Source organism: Pseudacidovorax intermedius (genome assembly GCF_003350475.1).
GTDB lineage: Bacteria > Pseudomonadota > Gammaproteobacteria > Burkholderiales > Burkholderiaceae_C > Xenophilus > Xenophilus intermedius.
This window is the reverse complement of the sequence record NZ_QQAV01000001.1, coordinates 1344028-1363166: the sequence shown is the minus strand read 5'-3', so window position 1 is coordinate 1363166 and position 19139 is coordinate 1344028. Positions and strand designations below refer to the sequence as shown.

Genomic DNA, 19139 nt, shown 5'->3' with positions numbered 1-19139 from the left:
GCGCCGGGTGCCGCGGCCGGTCAGAAGGATTTCTGCAGCTGCACGTACAGCCGCGGATTGCGACCGCCACCGTCGGTGACGGCCGCGGGCGTGCCGGCGCGCCAGGCCAGCGAGGCATTGATCGAGAAGTTGCCGGCGCGCACCCACTGCAGGCCGATGCCGGCGCCGCGCAGGCTGCGGCTGGCGGGCGTGGTGTCGAACAGGCCCGGGGTCTTCTGCGGCCGGCCGCGCGCGGCGTCGTAGAAGACGTAGGGCGTCAGCTCCGACGTGGCCGACCACCGCCATTCCACGGTGCCGATCAGGCCCTGGTCCACCAGCACCTCGCCCGAGGGATAGGCCCGCACGGCACGCGCGCCGCCCAGGCTCAGCTTCTCGGAGGCGTCGAGGTTCTTGCTGGCCCACTGCCCCCCCAGGGCCAGGTAGAGCGAATGCTCCGGCAGCACCGACTGCAGGCGCGAGACCTGGAAGGTGAGCTTGGAGAAGCTGCCCTCGGTGCGCGGCCCGCCCAGGGCCTGGTCGGCCGCCAGCAGGCTGGGCTCGCGGATCGACAGGCTGCCGCGGTAGGCCGTGCCCGAGCTGGCCCAGTAGCCGCCGCCCAGCCAGTCGTCGCGCAGCTCCCAGGTCCAGCCCAGGCCCAGGCCGTGCACCCGCTTGCGCCCCTCGAAGGCCAGCGTGGTGTATTCGTCCGTCAGCCGCTTGGTGTCCACCGACAGCCGCACGAAGAGGTTCTGCCGCCGCTGCCGGATCACCGGGTAGAAGAGCGAAATGTCGGCCACGTCGGCCTTGCCCTGCGCGCCCAGCACGGCGAATTCGCCGTCGAGCTGGTAGTTGATGCGCGCCAGCCCGGCGCCCAGGCGCAGGCCGCTGGTGCCCAGCGGCAGTTCGTAGGCGATGCGCCCGAGCTGCAGCGCGTCGTTGTTGGACACCATGGCCCGCAGGTCAAGGTTGTCGCCGATGCCCAGCGGGCTGTTCCAGCGCAGCGAACCGCCCACGCGGTAGCGGCCCGACTCCTTGGTGCCATGGTTGTCGGCATCGGCGCTGAAGGAAAAGCGCTGTCCCGGGTTCACCTCCACCGCCAGGTCGGTGGTGCCGGGCTGGCTGCCTTCCTGCAGGCCGGAGCCGACGGCGATGCCAGGCTGGTCGGACAGCAGCAGCATGGCGCGTTCGTAGGCCGGCGCGCTCACGGCCGCCCCGGGCTGCAGCGCGGCCAGGAAGCCGCGCACCCGCGCCTCGCTGGTGGGCGCCTCGGGCGCCACCTGCACGTCCACCTTGCCGATGCGGCCTTCGGCGATGCTGATCTCGACCACGCCGTTCTGCACCGTCTGCACCGGCACCACCGCCTGGGCCAGGAAGTAGCCGCGGGCGTGGTAGCGGTCGGTGATGGCCTGGGCCAGCTGCTCCAGGTCGGCCAGCGTGACGTCGCGGCCAATGTAGGGGCCGGTGATCTCCCGCAGCTCCTCCGCCGACAGGGCCTCGGCGCCCGTGAGGCGCAGGTCGTTCAGGCGGAAGGAGACGGCCGGCGCGGCGGGCGCCGCGGGCAGGGCCTGCGCACCGGGCGCGGCGCAGCTGGTGCACGGCGGCTGCACGGGCACCAGCTGCTGCTGCGCCAGCGCGGGCACCATGGCCGTCAATGCAGCGGCCAGTGCCGTTGCACGGATCGCGAAGGATGAGGTCATGGCGGGCTTCATTGGACGGTCAGGCGCCAGTTGCCGATCAGGTTGAAGGGGGCCCAGAAGAAGGGATGGGCCATCTTGGGATCGCGCAGCACCGCCAGCTGCCCGGCCTGCATGGCCTGCTGCAGGTCGCGGCCCTTGGCGAGTTCGCCGTAGAGCGTGCTCATGAGCACCGCGGTGGCGTCGTCCGACACCGGCCACAGCGAGGCGATCAGGCTGCTGCTGCCGGCCGACAGGAAGGAGCGGGTGAAGCCCAGCACCTCGTCGCCGGAGGCGATGCGGCCGAGGCCCGACTCGCAGGCCGAGAGCGTGACCAGCGCCGTGCCTTGCATGGGCAGCTCCAGGATCTCGTGCGCCTCCAGGAAGTTCTGGCGCCCGTTCTCGTTGGCCAGCAGGATGCGCGAATAGAGCGGGTCGACCTGGTCGGCCTCGGCATGCGCGGCCACGTGCACCAGCGGCGAGCCGCCGGCCGCCTGGCGGAACTGCGTCTTGGTGGCCTGCGCGCCCATGAAGACGGTGTGGCGCGGAAAGAGCTGCTCCAGCCGCTGGACCTCGGCCTCGGAGCCGGGCAGGTCGTACTTGTCCTCGATGCGCGGGTTGCCGAAGGCGGTGAGCCGCCCTTCCACCCGCGGCGTGCGGCGCGCCAGCTGCACCGCGATGCTCATGGAGGGCGAGACCGACACCGGGTTGGTCTCGATCAGGTAGCGGCCGTTGACCCGCAGGGCCTGGAAGGGCAGGTAGTGCAGCGGTCCGTGCGGCACCACCACGATGCGCTGGCCGGGCTGCAGGCCCAGCGGGCCGATCAGCGCCGCGCCCATCTTGTCGGCATTGCCGATGGCCGTGCGGCGCCCGCGCACCACCGAGTTGCGGAAGGTGTCGACCAGCTCCACCAGCTCGTCGCGGCGGATCGGCAGGCTCTGGCTGCGCACCTCGGTGCTGCTCACCACCCACACCTGCAGCCGGTCGGGCAGCGCGTGGTACTGCACCAGGCGCTCGTCGGGCGCCAACGTGGCCTGCAGGCTGGCCAGGTCGACCACGGCCGTGGCCTGCGTGGCCAGCTGGGCGCGGCCGCGCACCGCGTCGAGCAGGGCGCGCGAGCGGCTGTGCTCGCTCACCTCGAAGGCGCGGCGCGGCTCGCCCATGTCGGCATACAGGCCCACGGCGCGCTCGAAGAGCTGCTGCAGGTCGGAGAACACGCCCATCTTGAATTCGTCGCTGCGGAAGCGCGCGCGCACCTTGTCCACGCCGGCCAGGGCGCGGTCCAGCGCCTGCGCGGCCTCGGCCTTGCGGCCCAGCGCCAGTTCGCTGCGGGCCACGCCGTCCCAGGCCCAGAGCTGGAAGTAGCCGGCGTCGGTGCCGGCGCGGCGCGTGGTCAGTTGCTGGAAGACGGTCAGGGCCTCGGCGGGCAGGCCTTCGGCCAGCAGCAGGTTGGCGCGGGTGCGCTCCACCTGCGCGGCCAGCGAGGCGTCGCGCTGCGGGGGCAGGCTGTCCACCAGCTGCCGCGCGCGCGCCAGGTCGGCGGGCTTGCCGCTGTCGATCAGCGCATTGGCCAGCGAGGCCTGCACCAGCGGCGCATAGCGCGGCGAGCTGGCGGCCAGGGCCTCGTCGTAGCTGCGGATGGCGCCGGCCAGGTCGCCGCGGCGCGCGTCCACATCGCCCAGCACCTTGAGGGCCGGGCCGCGGATGAGCTGCGGCTCGCGCGTGGGCAGCTGCAGCGCTTCGCGCGCGAACTGCTCGGCCTTCTCCAGCTGGCCGGCATAGCTGTAGACGATGGCCAGGTCGCGCTTGGCGGCGGCCAGCAGGGCCGGGTCCTGCGTGGCGCCGGCCAGGTGCAGCGCCTTGCTGGCGGCGCGCACGCTCTGGCGGAAGTCGCCCGCCTCGGCCAGCGACACGGCCTGGCTGCAGTACTGGTAGGCACTGAGCTTGACCTTGTCCTGCGAATACAGGATGGCGCCCTCCTGCGTGAGCGCCAGCAGCGTGTCCGAATCGGCCAGCCGGGCCTGCTCCTGCTGGCGGGCGGCGGCTTCGGCATCGGGCGCGGCGGCCTGTGCCCAGGCGCCGGCGGCGGGCCAGGCCAGTGCCGCGGCCACGGCCCAGGCGCCCCACCCGGCGCGGTGGCGGCCGGCGCGCCCGGCCGGCTTGTGCATCTTGCGTTCCATTCGACCCCCAGGCGTCCGGCCGTGGGGCACGCCCGGGCGGCGGGCCCCGCAGGCGCAGGATGCGACCTGCCCGTCGGACGTCGTCGGGGCAGTCTAGGAACGGGCCCCCGCGGGGCCAATTTGCAGGAAGGTCTAGGGCGAACGGCGTAGGGGCACGCCGAGGGTGCTTTCGGCACCGGCAGAAATCCTCAGCGGCCCATCCAATTTGCTCGCTGGTCCCATGGACGATTACCTTTCGAATATTTTGGCCGACAGCCGGTCCCAAATCGACGGAGGCAAACGAATATTGAGGCGCGCATTTCCGGAAATCATAGCTTGGCCGTCTTGCCATTCCACATTTTTCCATGCCGCGTCGAATTCCCGTACATCCTCCCAGGTGCGGACGGCGAGCAACTCACCGGACTTCGCGTCATAGACGTGCAGACTATTCCAGCAGTACAGCGCCCGGAATTGGGCGTCGGGCGACACCGACCATATGCACGATTCGCGCAGACTTCGCAACTTTTCCTCGTGCCAGTAGAGATAGGAGAAAAAAAGCAACCCAGCCAGAATGGCAGTGACGTTAAGCATTCTCAGGCGCCGCCACGATCCCGCCAAACCGTGATCGTGGATTGAAGCCAGCCAGGCGACCAAAAACACCAGAAGCAAGCCGAAAAATAATACGGCAATCCAAAACCCGGTCAACACCCCTGAAAAATCAAATCCGCCATTTGTCATAGCTCAACGACGATAGGTGGACTTAGCCTGACGGGCTTCTCATCAGAGAACAACAGCATGTCGCCTCCTTGTTTATGCAAGATCTGCCAAGCACGGAAATCCTTATTTCTCACACTGTAGTACACCGCATCTCTGATGTTCACGTCTTCCCCGACCAGTACCGGAAATTCAGCCCACCCTTCAATGCCTGCGGGCGTACTGTTGCTGCGCGTTTTGATGTGCGCTTCCAGGTCGCCCATGCCGATCTTCGACGCAATGAAACTGGCTGGCGCCAGTAATACACCTTTCTTGTTCCAATGGCCAAGATATTGGGAACTACCGTCATTACCGTCGTCGAAGAAAGAATACGGATTCTTCATGTAGAAAAAAGCGTGCGTAATGGTCGCCACACGCCTGCCGCCGTGAAAATGCTCAATTTCCGCGGCACCGATTCTGGCGTAGAAGGCAAAGCCACCGAGTGCGCCAGCCAAATCGTCAGGAACACCACCGCGTGCGTCTGAATCGAGGTATTGCTTGGCCTTTTCCGTCCATGTCGTGTCCACCGTAATGATCTGGAATTGGAACATGTCGTGGAGTTTTCTTCGATCATTGCCGACTTCTCTGTGCGGCATGACGCTTCGCGTTCCCCTGGGAAACTTGTTAATTATTCTTTTGATCTGTGTAATGCTCTCTGGCGTCGTCAGATACTCATGCGTCTGCAATTTTTCGAATTTCTCTCTTGCTCTTGGAAATCCGAGGATCCAATCCAACTTCAAGGTGGTCGTGTCGATGTTGGCGGCGGAATAGGGATTGCCGTTCTGATCTATACCAGAGGTCTTCCCGCTTTTTGAAGTTGGATACGTCAGCGCCAAGCGGAACCACTTTCTGAGCAGCGCAGCACTTATGCTCATGCCCATGTTGTCCATAGCACCAGGCACATCCTGCAAATCAAATGGTGGTACCAGCTTTGGTTTTTTCGGCGGAGAACTACGCGCGCCCGCTCTTGGCGGCGCAGGAGCGGCCACGTCGTGTACAAATTGCGCAAACGCCGCAATATTCTCCAGAAACTGCTCATTCCTCGTCTTTTTTGTTGCCCGTATGGCTGGCGAGGGCGCCGCAACGACTGGCGAAGGATTAAGCAGTAGAGGCGGGGATTTGGCCAATGACAGCGCAACTTCATCCATATCGACGCGATGCCCAGTCGTCCTCTCCCAATAAGGTGGCGTCAGAAGTGCATTTTTTGGTTTGAAGCAAATTAACTTTTCATCGCTGCGGCTCACGATTGTCCCTTCGTGAGTACTGATGCGCCGACCGCCAAGGTGCTGATGCCTTGACAAGTTGAAACATTTTGCATTGCCGTTCCTGTTTGATGTGTGACGCGGCAGAGCTTAGCAGCACCTATGCGGTGGCCACGCTGAAAGCAAGCAACTTCTACATGACAGGAGCGCGCGGATTTCCCGCTGAGGGGCAAATCGGCTTATTTTCCAATTCAGACACAAATGTGGAGGGACTATTCAAACCACCATTGGAATGGCTGCATGTTCATTCAAAGATCAGGCCTAACGAGTTCGCTCGGGCCGACACCGCGGCATTCCGGCTACAGCCAGACGTCGTCGGCCCAATGTGGCAACTGGACCGCGCGGGACCCACTTACATCAGCCGACCCGGCGGGGCTGTCCAAGATGCGCTCACCTACGCCATTCGGCTCCGCTAACAGTCTCCCGCACCCGGCCGGGCCGGGCTACTCAGGCGGTCACGCGGTGGCGCACCGGGCCGGCGCGCTGCTCCACCGCCTGGCGCAGCGGCTGGCACAGGCCGAGCATGAAGGCGGCCTCGGCCACCACGAAGAGCGGGCCGATCAGCAGGCCCATCAGGTCGTCGACGAAGGCCGGCTTGCGGCCCTCATACCAGTGGCCGACGAACTGGAAGGCCCAGCCGACCCCGAAGCCGCCGACGCCCACGGTCAGCCATTGGGCCGTGGGCAGCGCCGCGGCCCAGCCGCCGAACCACAGCGCCAGCACCAGCAGTGCCGCCATGACGGCGCCGAAGCGCAGGTCCAGCCGCAGGTAGTAGGCCATCGCCAGCAGACTGGCGATGACCGCGGGCGTGAGCGACAGCCCGGCCAGCATGAAGCCAGGCCGCGACAGCAGCACGACGACCGCCAGGACGATCATGGGAATGCCGACGAAATGCGTGGCGATGTTGCGCGGGTCCCGGTGGTAGCCCGCGTAGGTGGCCAGTTGCTCGGTCAGTGTCTTCATCGTTGTCTCCTTGGCGCAATGCGGCGATGCTAGGGCGGGCCCCCCGCGCGCCACTGTCGGCTGCCGGACACAAGGCGCCCGACGCCCTTCCGCCCCATGAACGACGACAACTGGCCCCGCATCGCCGCCGGCGGCAGCTGGTTCAAGGCCGCGCCCGCGCCCCTGCAGCAGGCGCTGCTGGGCCTGGCCGTGGCGCGCCGCCATGCGGACGGCGCCTGCCTGTTCCGGCGCGGCGACCCGCCCGACGGCCTCTATGGCGTCGCCGAGGGCGCGGTGCGCATCACCGGCCTGGCGGCCGATGGCCGGGAAGCCCTGCTGGCCATCGCCGAGCCCTCGCAGTGGATCGGCGAGATCGGCCTGCTCGACGGCCTGCCGCGCACGCACGACGCCCACGCGCAGGGTGCGGCCGTCACGCTGCATGTGCCGCAGGCGGCGCTGCTGGCCGTGCTACAGGCGCAACCCGCGCTGTGGCAATCCATCGGCCTGCTGGCCACCAGCAAGCTGCGCGCGGCCTTCCAGGCGCTGGAGGACATGGCGCTGCTGCCGGCGGAGAACCGCATCGCCGCGCGCCTGCTGGCGATGTCGCAGGGTTACGGCGAGTGGACCCATCAGACGCGCCGCGTGGTCCGGCTGTCGCAGGAGCAGCTGGCGTCCATGCTGGCCCTCTCGCGCCAGACAGTGAACCAGGTGCTGCAGGGCCTGGCGCACCAGGGCATCGTGCGGCCGGGGCGCGGCACGGTGGAGATCCTGGATGCGGCGCGGCTGCGCGTGCTGGCCGGCCGCGTCGGCTGATCTGCACGCCGGGGCTGCACGTACACCAGGCGCTGGCGGGTGTTGCGGACCGACGTCGATCCGGCCTTGTTATTTGACATGAGGCATGTAACATAGAAAACGACACATCACGCCCACCCCATGCCCACCGACCCGACCGCCACCGATGCACTGACCATCGAAGCCCTGGCTTCGGGTTCGGGCGTGACGGTGCGCAACATCCGCGCCTACACCACGGCCGGCCTGCTGCCGCCGCCGAAGCTGCGCGGGCGGCTGGGGCTGTACGGCGAGGAGCATGCGCAGCGGCTCGAACTGATCCGCGCGCTGCGCGAACAGGGCTTCGGCATCGAGGCCATCCGCCGCGTGTTCGAGCAGGCGCCGGCCAGCTCCTGGCGCAGCCTGGCGGCGGTGGCGCAGTCCATCTCGGACAACCTCTTCGCGGCCGAGGCGCCGCTGGTGGTGCCGGCCGAACAGCTCAACGCCAAATGGCAGGGCCGCCTGACGCCCGCCCTGCTCGACCGCGCGCTGCGCGCCGGCTTGGCGCGCCGCCTGCCCGACGGCAGCCTGCAGCACCTGAGCCCCGCCCTGGCCCGCATCGCCGAACAGCTGGCGGCCCTGGGCCTCTCGCCCGAGCAGGCCATCGACATGCAGGAGGCGCTGGTGCGCACCCTGCGCAGCGTGGCGCGGCGCTGGCTGCGCACGCTGGTCGATGCGGTGCTGGCGCAGCCCGAGCGCGCATCCGCGCTGCTGCAGCAGGCCGGGCCGCTGGCCACGGGGGCCGTGCAGGCGGCCTTTCCGCTCATCCTCCAGCAGGAGCTGGATGCTTTCGTCGCCCGCCAGAAATGACCCTCACGCCATGACCCACCTGCGACGCCCTTTCCCGCTTGCGGCCTTCGCGCTGGCCGCGGGCCTGGCCGCTTCGGCGGCGCATGCGCAGACCGCGCCCGACGGCCTGGCGCTGAGCTTCGAGGCCGCCCGCCAGCGCATGCTGGAGCGCTCGGACAAGCTGGCCGCTGCGCGCGCCGGTGTCGAGTCCAAGTCGCTGCGCGCCGATGCGCTGCGCAACCTGGGCGGGCCGGTGGTCAGCGTGACCGGCGTGGGCTATGCCTACGACGCGCGGCTGAACGTCGATCTGTCCTCCTTCGATTCGGGCCTCACGCAGATCGGCCAGCTGCTGCCCGCCAGCCTGCAGAGCAGTCTGGCCCGGCTGCCGGTGCGGCTGCCCGACAGCTACACGCTGCAGCGCGACGGCCATGGCTTCACGTCCTCGGTGTCGGCCATCTGGCCGCTCTACACCGGCGGTGCCACCGACGCGGTGCGGGGCTTTGCCGGCGCGCAGACGCGCGAAGCCCGCGCCGATGCCGACCAGACCGGTGGCGAAGTGGACCAGACGCTGGTGGAGCGCTACTTCGGCGCCCAGCTCGCGCAGCGCGCCGCCGACCTGCGCGCCCAGGCCGAGCGCAGCATCGCCGGCCACGACGAGGCGGCGCAGAAGATGCTGGCGGCCGGCGTCATCTCGCGCGTGGAGCGCCTGCAGGCCCGCAGCGCCTATGAAGAGGCGCGCCGCAACGCCGCCAAGGCCCGGGACGATGCCGAGCTGGCCGCCGTCGCGCTGGCGCGCACCGTGCGGGCCGACCAGCCGGTGCTGCCGCGCACGCCGCTCTTCGTCCTCAGCCAGCCGGTCGAGCCGCTCGGCTACTTCCTCGATGCGGCGCAACTGCACCATCCGGGCCTGGCCAAGGTGGCGGCGAAGAAGCTGCAGGCCGAGGAACTGCATGCCGGCGAGGAAGCATTGCGCCGCCCGCAGGTGCTGGCCTTCGGCACGCACGACCTCAAGCGCCGCGAAGAGGCCGGCTGGGTGGCCGGCGTGGGCGTGTACTGGACCCTCTACGACAGCATCGACCGCGACCAGCTGGCCGCCGCCAGCCTCAAGCAGGTGGAGCAGGCCGAGCGCACCGATGCGCAGGCGCGCAGCGACATCTCGCTGCTGGTGGAGCGCAACTGGCGGGCGCTGGAGAACGCGCGGCGCCAGTTCGCATCGATGCAGGCCGGCGTCGACCTGGCGCAGGAGGTGGTGCGCCTGCGCAGCGCCGGCCTGCGCGAAGGCACCAGCACGACGCAGGACCTGATCGACGCCGAGACCAACCTGGCCAAGGTGCAGACCGAACGCGCCCAGGCCGCCAACGAGTACGTGCAGGCCCTGGCCCGCCTGCTGCAGAGCGCTGGCATCTCGGAGCGCTTCACGGACTACATCGCCCGCGCCGATATCAAGATCGAATGACCATGACCCAACGTCGCAAGACCCTGCCCCTGGCCATCGTGGCCGGCCTCGTCGTCCTCGGCCTGATCGGCTGGGGCTTCTGGCGCGCCAGCCGGCCGGCGCCCGAGGTGTTCCAGGGCCAGATGGAGGCGAAGGAAACCGACATCGCCGCCAAGATCCCCGGCCGCATCGCCGAGGTCATGGTGCGCGAGGGCGACCGCATCGCGGCGGGGGCGCCGATCCTGCGCATGGCCTCGCCCGAGGTGGACGCCAAGCTGGCCCAGGCGACAGCCGCGCAGCAGGCCGCGCAGGCGGTGGCGAAGAAGGCCGAGAACGGTGCCCGCCCGCAGGAAATCGAGATGGCCCGCATGCAGTGGCAGCGCGCCGAGACCGCCGCCGAGCTGGCCCGCAAGTCCTTCGACCGCGTGGACGGCCTGGCGCGCGACGGCCTGGTGGCCGCGCAGAAGCGCGACGAGGCCGAGGCCAACTGGAAGGCCTCGCGCGATGCCGCCATCGCCGCCCGCGCGCAGTACGACCTGGCCCGCCAGGGCGCCCGCGGCGAGGACAAGGCCGCCGCCGAGGCCCAGGCCCGGCAGGTGGCCGGCGTGGTGGCCGAGGCCCAGGCCGCCAAGGCCGAGACCGAGCTGCGCAGTCCGGTCGCCGGCGAGGTGGCCAAGGTGCTGGCCCGCGCCGGCGAGCTGGTGCCGCAGGGCGTGGCCGCCGTCACCGTGGTCGACCTGGCCGACCAGTGGGTCGTGCTGAACGTGCGCGAGGACCGGCTGTCGCGCTTCGCCGTCGGCCAGGAGTTCGACGCGCGCCTGCCCGCGCTGGGCCCGCAGGCGGCCACGGCCCGCTTCAAGGTGACGTACAGCGCGCCGCTGCCCGACTTCGCGACCTGGCGCGCCACGCGGGCGGGCGCGGGCTTCGACGTGCGCACCTTCGAGGTCCGGGCCAGGCCGCTGCAGCCCATCGCGGGCGCGCGGCCGGGCATGAGCGTGCTGGTCGACTGAGGCTGGGTGGACGAAGCCGCCATGCCTCTTCGCCACGCGCACGGCCCATGGCGCCCCATCGCGACCTCTGCCCGATGAGCGTGTTCACCCGCAGCCTGCGCCGCGAAGCCCGGCGCCTCGCCGGCCAGCCCTGGGAGTTGGCCATGGTGAGCTGGGTGCCGGCCCTGGCCGCCGCCCTGATGTGGTGGATCTTCTCGGCCGGCCTGCCCAACCGTCTACCCATCGGTGTGCTGGACGAGGACCATTCGGCCATCTCGCGCCAGATCGAGCGCTTCCTGGAAGCCTCGCCGGGCCTGCAGGTGGCCGAGCGATATGCCGACGCCGCCGAGATGGACCGCGCGCTGGTGGCCGGCCGCGTGCATGCGGCGGTGTGGCTGCCGCGCGAACTCTCGCGCGACCTCAAGCAGGGCCGCGCCGGCCAGGTGGTGCTGCTGCACAACGCGCAGCGCGGCACGCACTCCAGCCTGATCCAGCGCGACGTGCGCACGGCCGTGGGCACGGTGTCGGCCGGCATCGAGCTGACGGCACGCGCCAAGCGCGGCGAGTCGGCCCCGGCGGCGCGGGCGCACCTCGACCCGGTGCGGGCCAACACGGTGGCGCTGTTCAATACGTCGAGCAACTACGAGCAGTTCCTGGGCGCGGCGCTGATCCCGGCGCTGCTGCACATCTTTGCCATGACCGCGGGTGCGTGGACGCTGGGCCGCGAGTTGCGCGACCACAGCCTGGGCGAGTGGCTCGCGCCGGGCGCGGGTGCGAATGCGGGGATGGCGGCCGGCACCGGCTGGGGCGAGGCAGCCGCAGCGCTGGCCGGCAAGCTGCTGATGCCGTGGCTGTCGCTGTCGATGGTCGGGCTGCTGGCGCTGCTGGGCCTCACGCTCGGGCGGGGCTGGCACCCGGCCGGCTCGCTGGCATGGGTGGGCGTGGCGCTGGTGCTGTTCCTGGGGCTGTCGGTGGCGATGGGGGCCTTCCTGGCGGCGCTGACCCGCTCGCTGCGCACGGCGCTCTCGGGCACGGGCTTCATCACCGCGCCGGCCTTCGCCTTCGGCGGCGTGGGCTTTCCGCTGGTGGCCATGCCCGCGGCGGCGCGCGCCTGGGCGCTGGTGCTGCCGTACACGCACTACGCCCGCGTGCAGATCGAGCAGTTGCAGATGGGCGCGCCGCTGGCCTATTCGATGGCCACGCCGCTGTGGATGGCCGTGGCCGCGCTGGCCCTGCTGGCCGCCAGCGCCGGCCTGGTCGGCCGCGCGGCGACGGCGCCCGAGAGCTGGGGCAAGCGCTGATGACGAACGAGAACGTGCCCGCCGCCGACCGCACCCGGCAGCGCTTCGCCGACGCCTGGCGCGCCACGGCCCTGGCCGTGCTGCGCGATCCGGGCGTGCTGCTGATCCTGCTGCTCGCGCCGGTGATCTACGGCTTCTTCTATCCCTGGCCCTACGGCACCGAGGCGGTCACGCGCGTGCCCGTCGCGGTGGTGGACCAGGACGGCAGCAACCTCTCGCGGCAGATCACCCGCTTCGCGCAGGCCAGCCCCCGCATCGACGTGCGGCTGGTGACGGGCGACGAGCAGGCTGCACGGCAGGCCCTGTGGCGCGGCGAGATCGAGGGCTACGCGCTGCTGCCACGCGACCTCAAGCGCGACGTGGTGCGCGGCGCGGCGGCGGGCGTGACCATCGAGGGCAACGGCGCCTATGCGCTGCTCAACAAGTCGGTGCTCTACGGCTTCTCGGAAGCGGTGGGCACGGTGTCGGCCGGCATCGAGATCCGCCGCCTGCAGGCCGCCGGCCAGAGCGCGCCGCAGGCCCAGGCCAGCCGAAGTCCGCTCAACACGCAGCTGGTGCCGCTGTTCAACCCGACCGAGGGCTACGGCAGCTATGTGGTGCCGGCGGTGGCGCTGCTGATCCTGCACCAGACGCTGCTGATGGGCTGCGCCATGCTGGCCGGCACCTGGGCCGAGGCCGACCGGCTGCGTGCGCGCCCCGCAGCCTGGCTGGGGCGCCTGGCGGCGCTGTCGGGCTTCGGGCTCATGACGGGGCTGTTCTTCTTCGGCTGGATCTTCGTGCTGCAGGACTATCCGCGCGGCGGCAATCCGCCTGCGGCCGCACTGCTGCTGGCCTTCTACGTGCCCACGGTCTGCGCGCTGGGCCTGCTGCTGGGCTGCTGGTTCCGTGACCGGGAACGGGCCCTGCAGGTGATCCTGTTCAGCTCGCTGCCGCTGGCCTTCCTCTCGGGCTTCTCCTGGCCCAGCGAGGCACTGCCGATGCCGCTGCAGTGGCTGGGCGGCTGGCTGCCCAGCACGGCGGGCATCCAGGCCTCGCTGCGGCTCAACCAGATGGGCGCGCCGCTGGCGGACGTGCTGCCCTGGCTGGGCAAGCTGGCCACGGTGTTCGGCCTGGCACTGGCGGGACTGCTGTGGGCGGGACGGCTGCGCGTCGGGCCATACCCGCGCCGTTGAGAATTTCTCTCATCGCGGGGGATACTGGCGGACTTTTCCTTCCTCCATCCGACACTCGCCGCCATGAGCTCCAGCACCCGCATCGAGAAAGACACCTTCGGTCCCATCGAAGTCCCCGCCGACCACCTGTGGGGCGCGCAGACGCAGCGCTCGCTGCAAAACTTCGACATCTCGGGCGAGCGCCAGCCGCTGGAGATCATCCAGGCGCTGGCCCTGGTGAAGCGGGCCTCGGCCGTGGTCAACCAGCAGCTGGGCCTGCAGGACGCGAAGAAGACCGATGCCATCGTGGCCGCCGCCGACGAGGTGCTGGCCGGCAAGCATCCGCATGAGTTCCCGCTGGTCGTCTGGCAGACCGGCTCGGGCACGCAGACCAACATGAACGTCAACGAGGTGCTGGCCAACCGCGCGAGCGAGCTGCTCGGCGGCCAGCGCGGCGAAGGCCGCCTGGTGCACCCCAACGACGACGTCAACCGCAGCCAGTCCAGCAACGACGTCTTTCCCACCGCCATGCACGTGGCGGCCGTGCAGGCGCTCACGCACAAGCTGCTGCCGGCCATCGCCAAGCTGCGCGCCACGCTGGCGAAGAAGTCCGAGGACTTCATGGACATCGTGAAGATCGGCCGCACCCACCTGCAGGACGCCACGCCGCTGACGCTGGGTCAGGAGGTCTCGGGCTGGGTCGCGCAACTGGACCAGAACGAGCGCCATGTGCGCGCCGCCCTGCCCCACCTGTGCGAACTGGCCCTGGGCGGCACCGCGGTGGGCACCGGCCTGAACGCGCCCAAGGGCTATGCCGAAGGCGTGGCGGCCGAGCTGGCCCGGCTGACCGGCCTGCCCTTCGTGACGGCGCCGAGCAAGTTCGAGGTGATGGCCGCCTGCGATGCCTTCGTGCACGCGCATGGCGCGCTCAAGACGCTGGCGGCCAGCATGAACAAGATCGCCAACGACGTGCGCTGGCTGGCGAGCGGCCCGCGCAGCGGCATCGGCGAGCTGAGCATTCCCGAGAACGAGCCGGGCTCGTCGATCATGCCCGGCAAGGTCAACCCGACGCAGAGCGAGGCCGTGACCATGCTGGCTGCGCAAGTCATGGGCAACGACGTGGCCATCAACATCGGCGGCATGTCGGGCAACTTCGAGCTGAACGTGTTCCGTCCCATGGTGGCCCACAACTTCCTGCAGAGCGTGCGCCTGCTGGCCGACGGCATCGTGAGCTTCAACGACCACTGCGCCGTGGGCATCGAGCCCAACCGCGACCGCATCGCCGAACTGGTGAGCCGCTCGCTGATGTTGGTGACGGCCCTGAACACGCACATCGGCTACGACAAGGCGGCCTACATCGCCAAGAAGGCGCACAAGGAAGGCACCAGCCTGCGCGAGGCGGCCATCGCCTCGGGGCACCTGACGGGCGAGCAGTTCGACCAGTGGGTCATCCCCGAGAACATGACCGGCCGCTGAGCCCACGCAGGAAGCGCAGCGCTTGAACGCCCCCTCGTCCGCCGGCCGCACCGGCCGATCCGCAGCGCCCGCCCGCAGCTGGCCGCTCATAGCGCTTGCCGCCATCGCCATCGGCTTCGTCGTGCTGGGCCACGACGGCCGCCGCGTGGCGCAGATGCTCGTGCTGCTGCTGCCCGCGCTGGCCTGGATGGCCTGGCCGGTGCGCAGCACGGCGGTGCACCGCGCCCGGCGGGTGGCGGTGCTGGCGGCGGTGATGGCCTTTGCGGCCGACGGCGTGGTGCGGGCCTACCTGCTGGACACCTACCAGTCCGCGCCCGACGGCGCGGTGGTGCTGGGGGCGCTGGCCAACACCAATGCGCGGGAAAGCGGCGAGTACCTGCAGATGCACTGGCGCACGGCGGCCCTGTGGTGCGCGGTGCTGGGGGCCGCGGGCTATGCCGTGTGGCGGCTGACGACCTACGGGCGGCGACGCCGCATCGCCACGGCCGCCGGCGCGCCACGCGGTGCCATCGATGGCGGTGCAGCGGGCACGCCGCCCGAGATCGAGGCAGCACCGCACCGGGCCTGGCTCGCCCTGCTGCTGCTGGCCTTCGCCTTCGGCGCTCTCGCCCATGCCAGCAAGCCCTGGCGGCGGCTGCACCCGGTCGTCTTCTGGACGCAATGGGCCGACGATGCGCGCGACCTGCGCACCGCCTGGGCCGATCAGCAGCGCATGCGCGACGCCGCCCTGCAGCATGCCCATGCGGCGGCGCCACAGGTGATGCGCGCTGGCCCGTCGACGGTGGTGCTGGTCATCACCGACAGCATCAACCGCGACAACCTGGGGCTGTACGGCTACGGCCGCAACACCACGCCGCGTCTGGCCGCCGCGCAGCGGCGTGAGCCGCAGCAGATGACGGTGCTGCGCCACGCCTGGTCGGTGGACGCCAGCACGCTGCCGGCCATGGCCAACATGATGCGATTCGGTCAGCCCACGGCCGCCGACGCGCAGCACCTGCTGCCGCTGGCGCGCGCCGCCGGCTACAAGGTCTGGTGGATGAGCAACCACGACGATGTGGCCATCGAGCAGCAGCATGCGCGCCTCGCCGACGAGGTGGAGATCGTCAACCGCGTGCCGGGCCGCGCCAGCGCCTCGCTGGACGGCGAACTGCTCGACTGCGTGCAGGAAGCGCTGGAGGATCCGGCCGAGCGCAAGCTGATCGTGGTGCACCTGCTGGGCGCCCATCCGCACTACCGGCTGCGCTTTCCGGGCACGCAGGAGAACCCCTTCGACGACACGGTGGACGCGGTCGAATCGGGCCTGATCGCCCAGGGCCGCCCGGCATGGGTGCGGCGCTTTCGCCAGGACTACGACAACGCCCTGCTGTATCACGACTTCGTGGTGGCCGAGACGCTGCAGCTCACGCGCACGGTGGGCAGACTGGCCGAGTACCGGGCCTGGTTCTATGTCTCCGACCACGGCCAGGAAGTGGGCCATGGCAGCGACCATGTGGGCCACAGTCCGAGCACGGCCTCTGGCTACCGCATTCCGGCCATCGTGTGGCGCAACCAGTTGCCGGCCGATGAGGCTTCCGTTTCGGAGCGACCGTTTCGTGCGGACTGGCTGGGTTGGACGGTCGCGGACCTGCTGGCGCTGCAGTGGAAGGGCCAGGTTGCCGGGCGCGACGTTCTGGCGGACGACTACCGGTGGGAGGCGCCGGTGCTGCCGGTGAAAGTGCGGTCGTATCTGGATTGAGATCGTCGCTGCTGCTTCGGCGATGCTTCGGGGTGCGCGGTGGTGTCGGGCTCAGGGTGCGCGGGCTCATACGGGGTCGGTCGGCCCGTCTGTCCGAGCACCGCAGGGAAGTCGGCGCGCGGCGCCGACCGCCCCACTTGAAGCGCCGACACGCCCTCACCGGCACCAGGGCCGGACCACGGACCACACAACACCAAGCACCCACACCGACCACTGCAAAGCAAAAAGGGCCAACGCGACCACAGCCGCATTGACCCTTGCGTGAAGACCGGCGAAGAGCAGACTCAGGCCGGCACAGCCTCCACCCCCGCACGGTCCCAGTGCCGGTGCTTGGCAATCGCAGCGACGAAGGTCTGCGCAATGCCCTGCGCCTCTTCGTTCTCGCCCAACTGCTGCGCAGGGGTCGCGGCGACCACCACACCGGCCGGCGCGTCGGTCTTGCCCTCTTCCACACCGACCGAAGCGAGAAGCTGCGCCCCCTCACCCACCACGCAGATGGACTTCAGGTGCTTGAAGGCCTCCAGCACGAAATGCTGCGCCTCGCCATTGGCCATCAGCGTCTTGGCGTTCTCGGTGCCCGCCGGCACCAGCACCGCGTCGAACATCACCGACGGCATGTTGGTGAAGGTGGCATCCACCTCGACCTGCCGCTTCGATGCGCTCGTGACGCTGCCCAGACGCGGACCCACCACCTTGCACATCGCACCCGCCGACTCCAGCGCCTCGCGGATCGGCTTGAGCGATGCCGAGTCGACGCCGTCGCTCACCAGGATCGCGATCTTGCGCGTCTTGATGCTGCCGTCACCGGTGCCGATCATGCTCAGCGCGGGCGACTCCTCGATCGGCAGGTTGATGCGCGCCTCGCGGTAGCCGGCCTGGCCGGCCGCGGCCTTGGCGTCGGGCGACTCGATGCCCAGCGGCTCGGCCACGCGGCGGGCCAGCTTTTCGTCCACATGGGCCAGGTTGTCCACCATGCGCTGGCGCACGGCGGGCACGTCCACCTTCGACAATTCGAAGCGGAAGGCCGCAATGATGTGCTCCTTCTCCACCGCCGTCTGGCTGTTGAAGAACAGCCGCGCTTGCGTGAAGTGGTCGTCGAAGCTCTCGCTGCGGCGCCGCACCTTGGGCGATTCGACCGTCTCGGGATAGGTCTGGAAGCCTTCGCTGTCGCCATCGACCCGGAACTCCGAGCCATTGCCCAGCGAGTTCGGCTCATACGCCACCTGCCCGCGCGAAATGGTCTGGCGGTGCATGCCGTCGCGCTGGAAGTTGTGGAAGGGGCACACGCCGCGGTTGATCGGCAACTCGTGGAAGTTGGGGCCACCCAGGCGGGACAGCTGCGTGTCGGTGTAGCTGAACAGCCGGCCCTGCAGCAGCGGGTCGTTGCTGAAGTCGATGCCCGGCACCACATGGCCCGGGTGGAAGGCCACCTGCTCGGTCTCGGCGAAGAAGTTGTCGGGGTTGCGGTTGAGCACCATCTTGCCCACGGGCGTGACGGGCACCATCTCTTCCGGGATCAGCTTGGTCGGGTCCAGCAGGTCGAAGCCCAGCGAATGCTCCTTGTCCTGCGGGATCAGCTGCATGCCCAGCTCCCACTCGGGGAAGTCGCCGTTCTCGATGGCTTCCCACAGGTCGCGGCGGTGGAAGTCCGGGTCCTTGCCGGCGATCTTCTGCGCCTCGTCCCAGACCAGGGCATGGCTGCCCAGCTTGGGCTTCCAGTGGAACTTGACGAAGTGCGCGTCGCCCCGGCTGTTGATCAGGCGGAAGGTGTGCACGCCGAAGCCTTGCATCATGCGCAGGCTGCGCGGAATGGCGCGGTCGCTCATCGCCCACATCAGCATGTGGGTGGTCTCGGGCATCAGCGAGGCGAAGTCCCAGAAGGTGTCGTGCGCGCTGGCTGCCTGCGGCATGCCGTGGTGCGGCTCCTGCTTGACGGCATGGACCAGGTCCGGAAACTTCATCGCGTCCTGGATGAAGAACACCGGGATGTTGTTGCCCACCAGGTCCCAGATGCCTTCCTGCGTGTAGAACTTGACCGAGAAGCCGCGCACGTCGCGCACCGTGTCGGCCGAGCTGGAGCCGCCCGCCACGGTGGAGAAGCGCACGAACACCGGCGTCTTCAGCGAGGGGTCGTTCAGCAGGCCGGCGCGCGTGAATTGCGACATCGACTTGTAGACCTGGAAGTAGCCGTGCGCCGCACTGCCACGTGCATGCACCACCCGCTCGGGAATGCGCTCGTGGTCGAAGTGCGTGATCTTCTCGCGCAGGATGAAGTCTTCGAGCAGCGTCGGGCCCCGCACGCCCGCCTTGAGCGAGTTGTGGTTGTCCGCGATCCGCGTCCCCTGGTTGGTGCTCAGGTGCGGCAGCGGCAGCTCGGCGGTGGTGCCGGCCAGCTGCTCGATCTTGGCGTTCGTGGTCTCGGCCGTACGGCCGCGGCGCGGGGCGGGGGACTTGCTCTTGGTGGGCATCGGGTGCGTGGAGAAGGAGGTGGGGCCGCTCAGCCGGCTTCGTTGTCGAGGAACACGTCGACGGCGTTGACCAGGGCGACCAGGGCGATCACGGCGGTCATTCCGGCGACGCCCCAGACCAGGAATTCGTCCAGCCAGGCGCTGTTGAGTGCGCTGACAAGGGCAGAGGTCAGTTCCATGGGAATCCTGCTTCGAGAAG

The 19139-nt window shown here is 69.5% G+C and carries 15 protein-coding genes; 8 read left to right on the top strand and 7 right to left on the bottom strand.

Annotation, left to right across the window (positions count from 1 at the left end):
- Nucleotides 1–20 precede the first annotated feature (20 nt).
- From DFR41_RS06085 to DFR41_RS06065, 5 genes are all read right to left on the bottom strand, one after another.
- Nucleotides 21–1676 carry a ShlB/FhaC/HecB family hemolysin secretion/activation protein gene (locus tag DFR41_RS06085; protein ID WP_244917660.1) on the bottom strand — a complete coding sequence of 552 codons (1656 nt, stop codon included), beginning with the start codon at nucleotides 1674–1676 and terminating at the stop codon, nucleotides 21–23.
- Nucleotides 1677–1684: 8 nt separating this feature from the next.
- The gene (locus tag DFR41_RS06080) at nucleotides 1685–3820 is read right to left on the bottom strand and encodes a CHAT domain-containing protein (RefSeq protein WP_211322552.1); all 2136 of its coding nucleotides are present in this window, start codon (nucleotides 3818–3820) and stop codon (nucleotides 1685–1687) included.
- Between the two features lie 240 nt (nucleotides 3821–4060).
- On the bottom strand, nucleotides 4061–4549 hold the full coding sequence (locus DFR41_RS06075) for a hypothetical protein (RefSeq protein WP_147284322.1): 489 nt from the start codon (nucleotides 4547–4549) through the stop codon (nucleotides 4061–4063).
- Nucleotides 4546–5808, bottom strand: coding sequence for a DUF6402 family protein (locus tag DFR41_RS27320; RefSeq protein WP_147284321.1), 1263 nt, complete (start codon nucleotides 5806–5808; stop codon nucleotides 4546–4548). Before DFR41_RS27320 ends, DFR41_RS06075 begins: the two co-directional genes overlap by 4 nt.
- A 465-nt stretch (nucleotides 5809–6273) precedes the next feature.
- Complete coding sequence (locus tag DFR41_RS06065) at nucleotides 6274–6789, bottom strand: Mpo1 family 2-hydroxy fatty acid dioxygenase (protein WP_017759549.1); 516 nt, start codon at nucleotides 6787–6789, stop codon at nucleotides 6274–6276.
- A gap of 96 nt (nucleotides 6790–6885) precedes the next feature.
- On the opposite strand from DFR41_RS06065, the gene DFR41_RS06060 reads away from it, so the two are divergent.
- The 8 genes from DFR41_RS06060 to DFR41_RS06025 all read left to right on the top strand — a co-directional run bounded on the left by DFR41_RS06060 (nucleotide 6886) and on the right by DFR41_RS06025 (nucleotide 16472).
- Nucleotides 6886–7581, top strand: a complete 696-nt coding sequence (locus DFR41_RS06060; RefSeq protein WP_114802034.1) for a Crp/Fnr family transcriptional regulator — start codon at nucleotides 6886–6888, stop codon at nucleotides 7579–7581.
- A gap of 120 nt (nucleotides 7582–7701) precedes the next feature.
- Entirely contained in the window at nucleotides 7702–8406 is a 705-nt protein-coding gene (locus DFR41_RS06055; protein ID WP_114802033.1) for a MerR family transcriptional regulator, read from the top strand.
- A 10-nt stretch (nucleotides 8407–8416) separates the two neighbouring features.
- Nucleotides 8417–9841: a TolC family protein gene (locus DFR41_RS06050; RefSeq protein ID WP_244917659.1), complete on the top strand. Its 1425-nt coding sequence runs from the start codon at nucleotides 8417–8419 to the stop codon at nucleotides 9839–9841.
- A gap of 2 nt (nucleotides 9842–9843) precedes the next feature.
- On the top strand, nucleotides 9844–10830 hold the full coding sequence (locus DFR41_RS06045; RefSeq protein ID WP_114802031.1) for an HlyD family secretion protein: 987 nt from the start codon (nucleotides 9844–9846) through the stop codon (nucleotides 10828–10830).
- 74 nt (nucleotides 10831–10904) lie between these two features.
- The gene (locus tag DFR41_RS06040; protein WP_114802030.1) at nucleotides 10905–12110 is read left to right on the top strand and encodes an ABC transporter permease; all 1206 of its coding nucleotides are present in this window, start codon (nucleotides 10905–10907) and stop codon (nucleotides 12108–12110) included.
- Complete coding sequence (locus DFR41_RS06035; protein ID WP_114802029.1) at nucleotides 12110–13282, top strand: ABC transporter permease; 1173 nt, start codon at nucleotides 12110–12112, stop codon at nucleotides 13280–13282. The genes DFR41_RS06040 and DFR41_RS06035 overlap by 1 nt, the downstream gene beginning before the upstream one ends.
- Nucleotides 13283–13345: 63 nt before the next feature.
- Nucleotides 13346–14737 carry a class II fumarate hydratase gene (gene fumC, locus DFR41_RS06030; protein ID WP_114802028.1) on the top strand — a complete coding sequence of 464 codons (1392 nt, stop codon included), beginning with the start codon at nucleotides 13346–13348 and terminating at the stop codon, nucleotides 14735–14737.
- A 22-nt stretch (nucleotides 14738–14759) separates the two neighbouring features.
- Nucleotides 14760–16472: a phosphoethanolamine transferase gene (locus DFR41_RS06025; protein WP_342354295.1), complete on the top strand. Its 1713-nt coding sequence runs from the start codon at nucleotides 14760–14762 to the stop codon at nucleotides 16470–16472.
- A gap of 284 nt (nucleotides 16473–16756) precedes the next feature.
- Here the strand turns inward: DFR41_RS06025 and katE are convergent, their stop codons facing one another.
- Together katE and DFR41_RS27655 are read right to left on the bottom strand one after the other, a co-directional pair.
- Nucleotides 16757–18940, bottom strand: coding sequence for a catalase HPII (gene katE / locus DFR41_RS06020; protein ID WP_114802027.1), 2184 nt, complete (start codon nucleotides 18938–18940; stop codon nucleotides 16757–16759).
- A gap of 29 nt (nucleotides 18941–18969) precedes the next feature.
- Nucleotides 18970–19119, bottom strand: coding sequence for a hypothetical protein (locus DFR41_RS27655; RefSeq protein ID WP_017761439.1), 150 nt, complete (start codon nucleotides 19117–19119; stop codon nucleotides 18970–18972).
- Nucleotides 19120–19139 lie beyond the last annotated feature (20 nt).

Bases quoted from the DNA above. Each gene is read 5' to 3' on its own strand.
- DFR41_RS06045 (WP_114802031.1), top strand. From the start codon at position 9,844: ATGACCCAACGTCGCAAGACCCTGCCCCTGGCCATCGTGGCCGGCCTC.
- DFR41_RS06035 (WP_114802029.1), top strand. From the start codon at position 12,110: ATGACGAACGAGAACGTGCCCGCCGCCGACCGCACCCGGCAGCGCTTC.
- DFR41_RS06065 (WP_017759549.1), bottom strand. From the start codon at position 6,789: ATGAAGACACTGACCGAGCAACTGGCCACCTACGCGGGCTACCACCGG.
- DFR41_RS27655 (WP_017761439.1), bottom strand. From the start codon at position 19,119: ATGGAACTGACCTCTGCCCTTGTCAGCGCACTCAACAGCGCCTGGCTG.
- fumC (WP_114802028.1), top strand. From the start codon at position 13,346: ATGAGCTCCAGCACCCGCATCGAGAAAGACACCTTCGGTCCCATCGAA.
- DFR41_RS06060 (WP_114802034.1), top strand. From the start codon at position 6,886: ATGAACGACGACAACTGGCCCCGCATCGCCGCCGGCGGCAGCTGGTTC.
- DFR41_RS06080 (WP_211322552.1), bottom strand. From the start codon at position 3,820: ATGCACAAGCCGGCCGGGCGCGCCGGCCGCCACCGCGCCGGGTGGGGC.
- katE (WP_114802027.1), bottom strand. From the start codon at position 18,940: ATGCCCACCAAGAGCAAGTCCCCCGCCCCGCGCCGCGGCCGTACGGCC.
- DFR41_RS06055 (WP_114802033.1), top strand. From the start codon at position 7,702: ATGCCCACCGACCCGACCGCCACCGATGCACTGACCATCGAAGCCCTG.
- DFR41_RS06075 (WP_147284322.1), bottom strand. From the start codon at position 4,549: ATGACAAATGGCGGATTTGATTTTTCAGGGGTGTTGACCGGGTTTTGG.
- DFR41_RS06050 (WP_244917659.1), top strand. From the start codon at position 8,417: ATGACCCACCTGCGACGCCCTTTCCCGCTTGCGGCCTTCGCGCTGGCC.
- DFR41_RS06040 (WP_114802030.1), top strand. From the start codon at position 10,905: ATGAGCGTGTTCACCCGCAGCCTGCGCCGCGAAGCCCGGCGCCTCGCC.
- DFR41_RS06085 (WP_244917660.1), bottom strand. From the start codon at position 1,676: ATGACCTCATCCTTCGCGATCCGTGCAACGGCACTGGCCGCTGCATTG.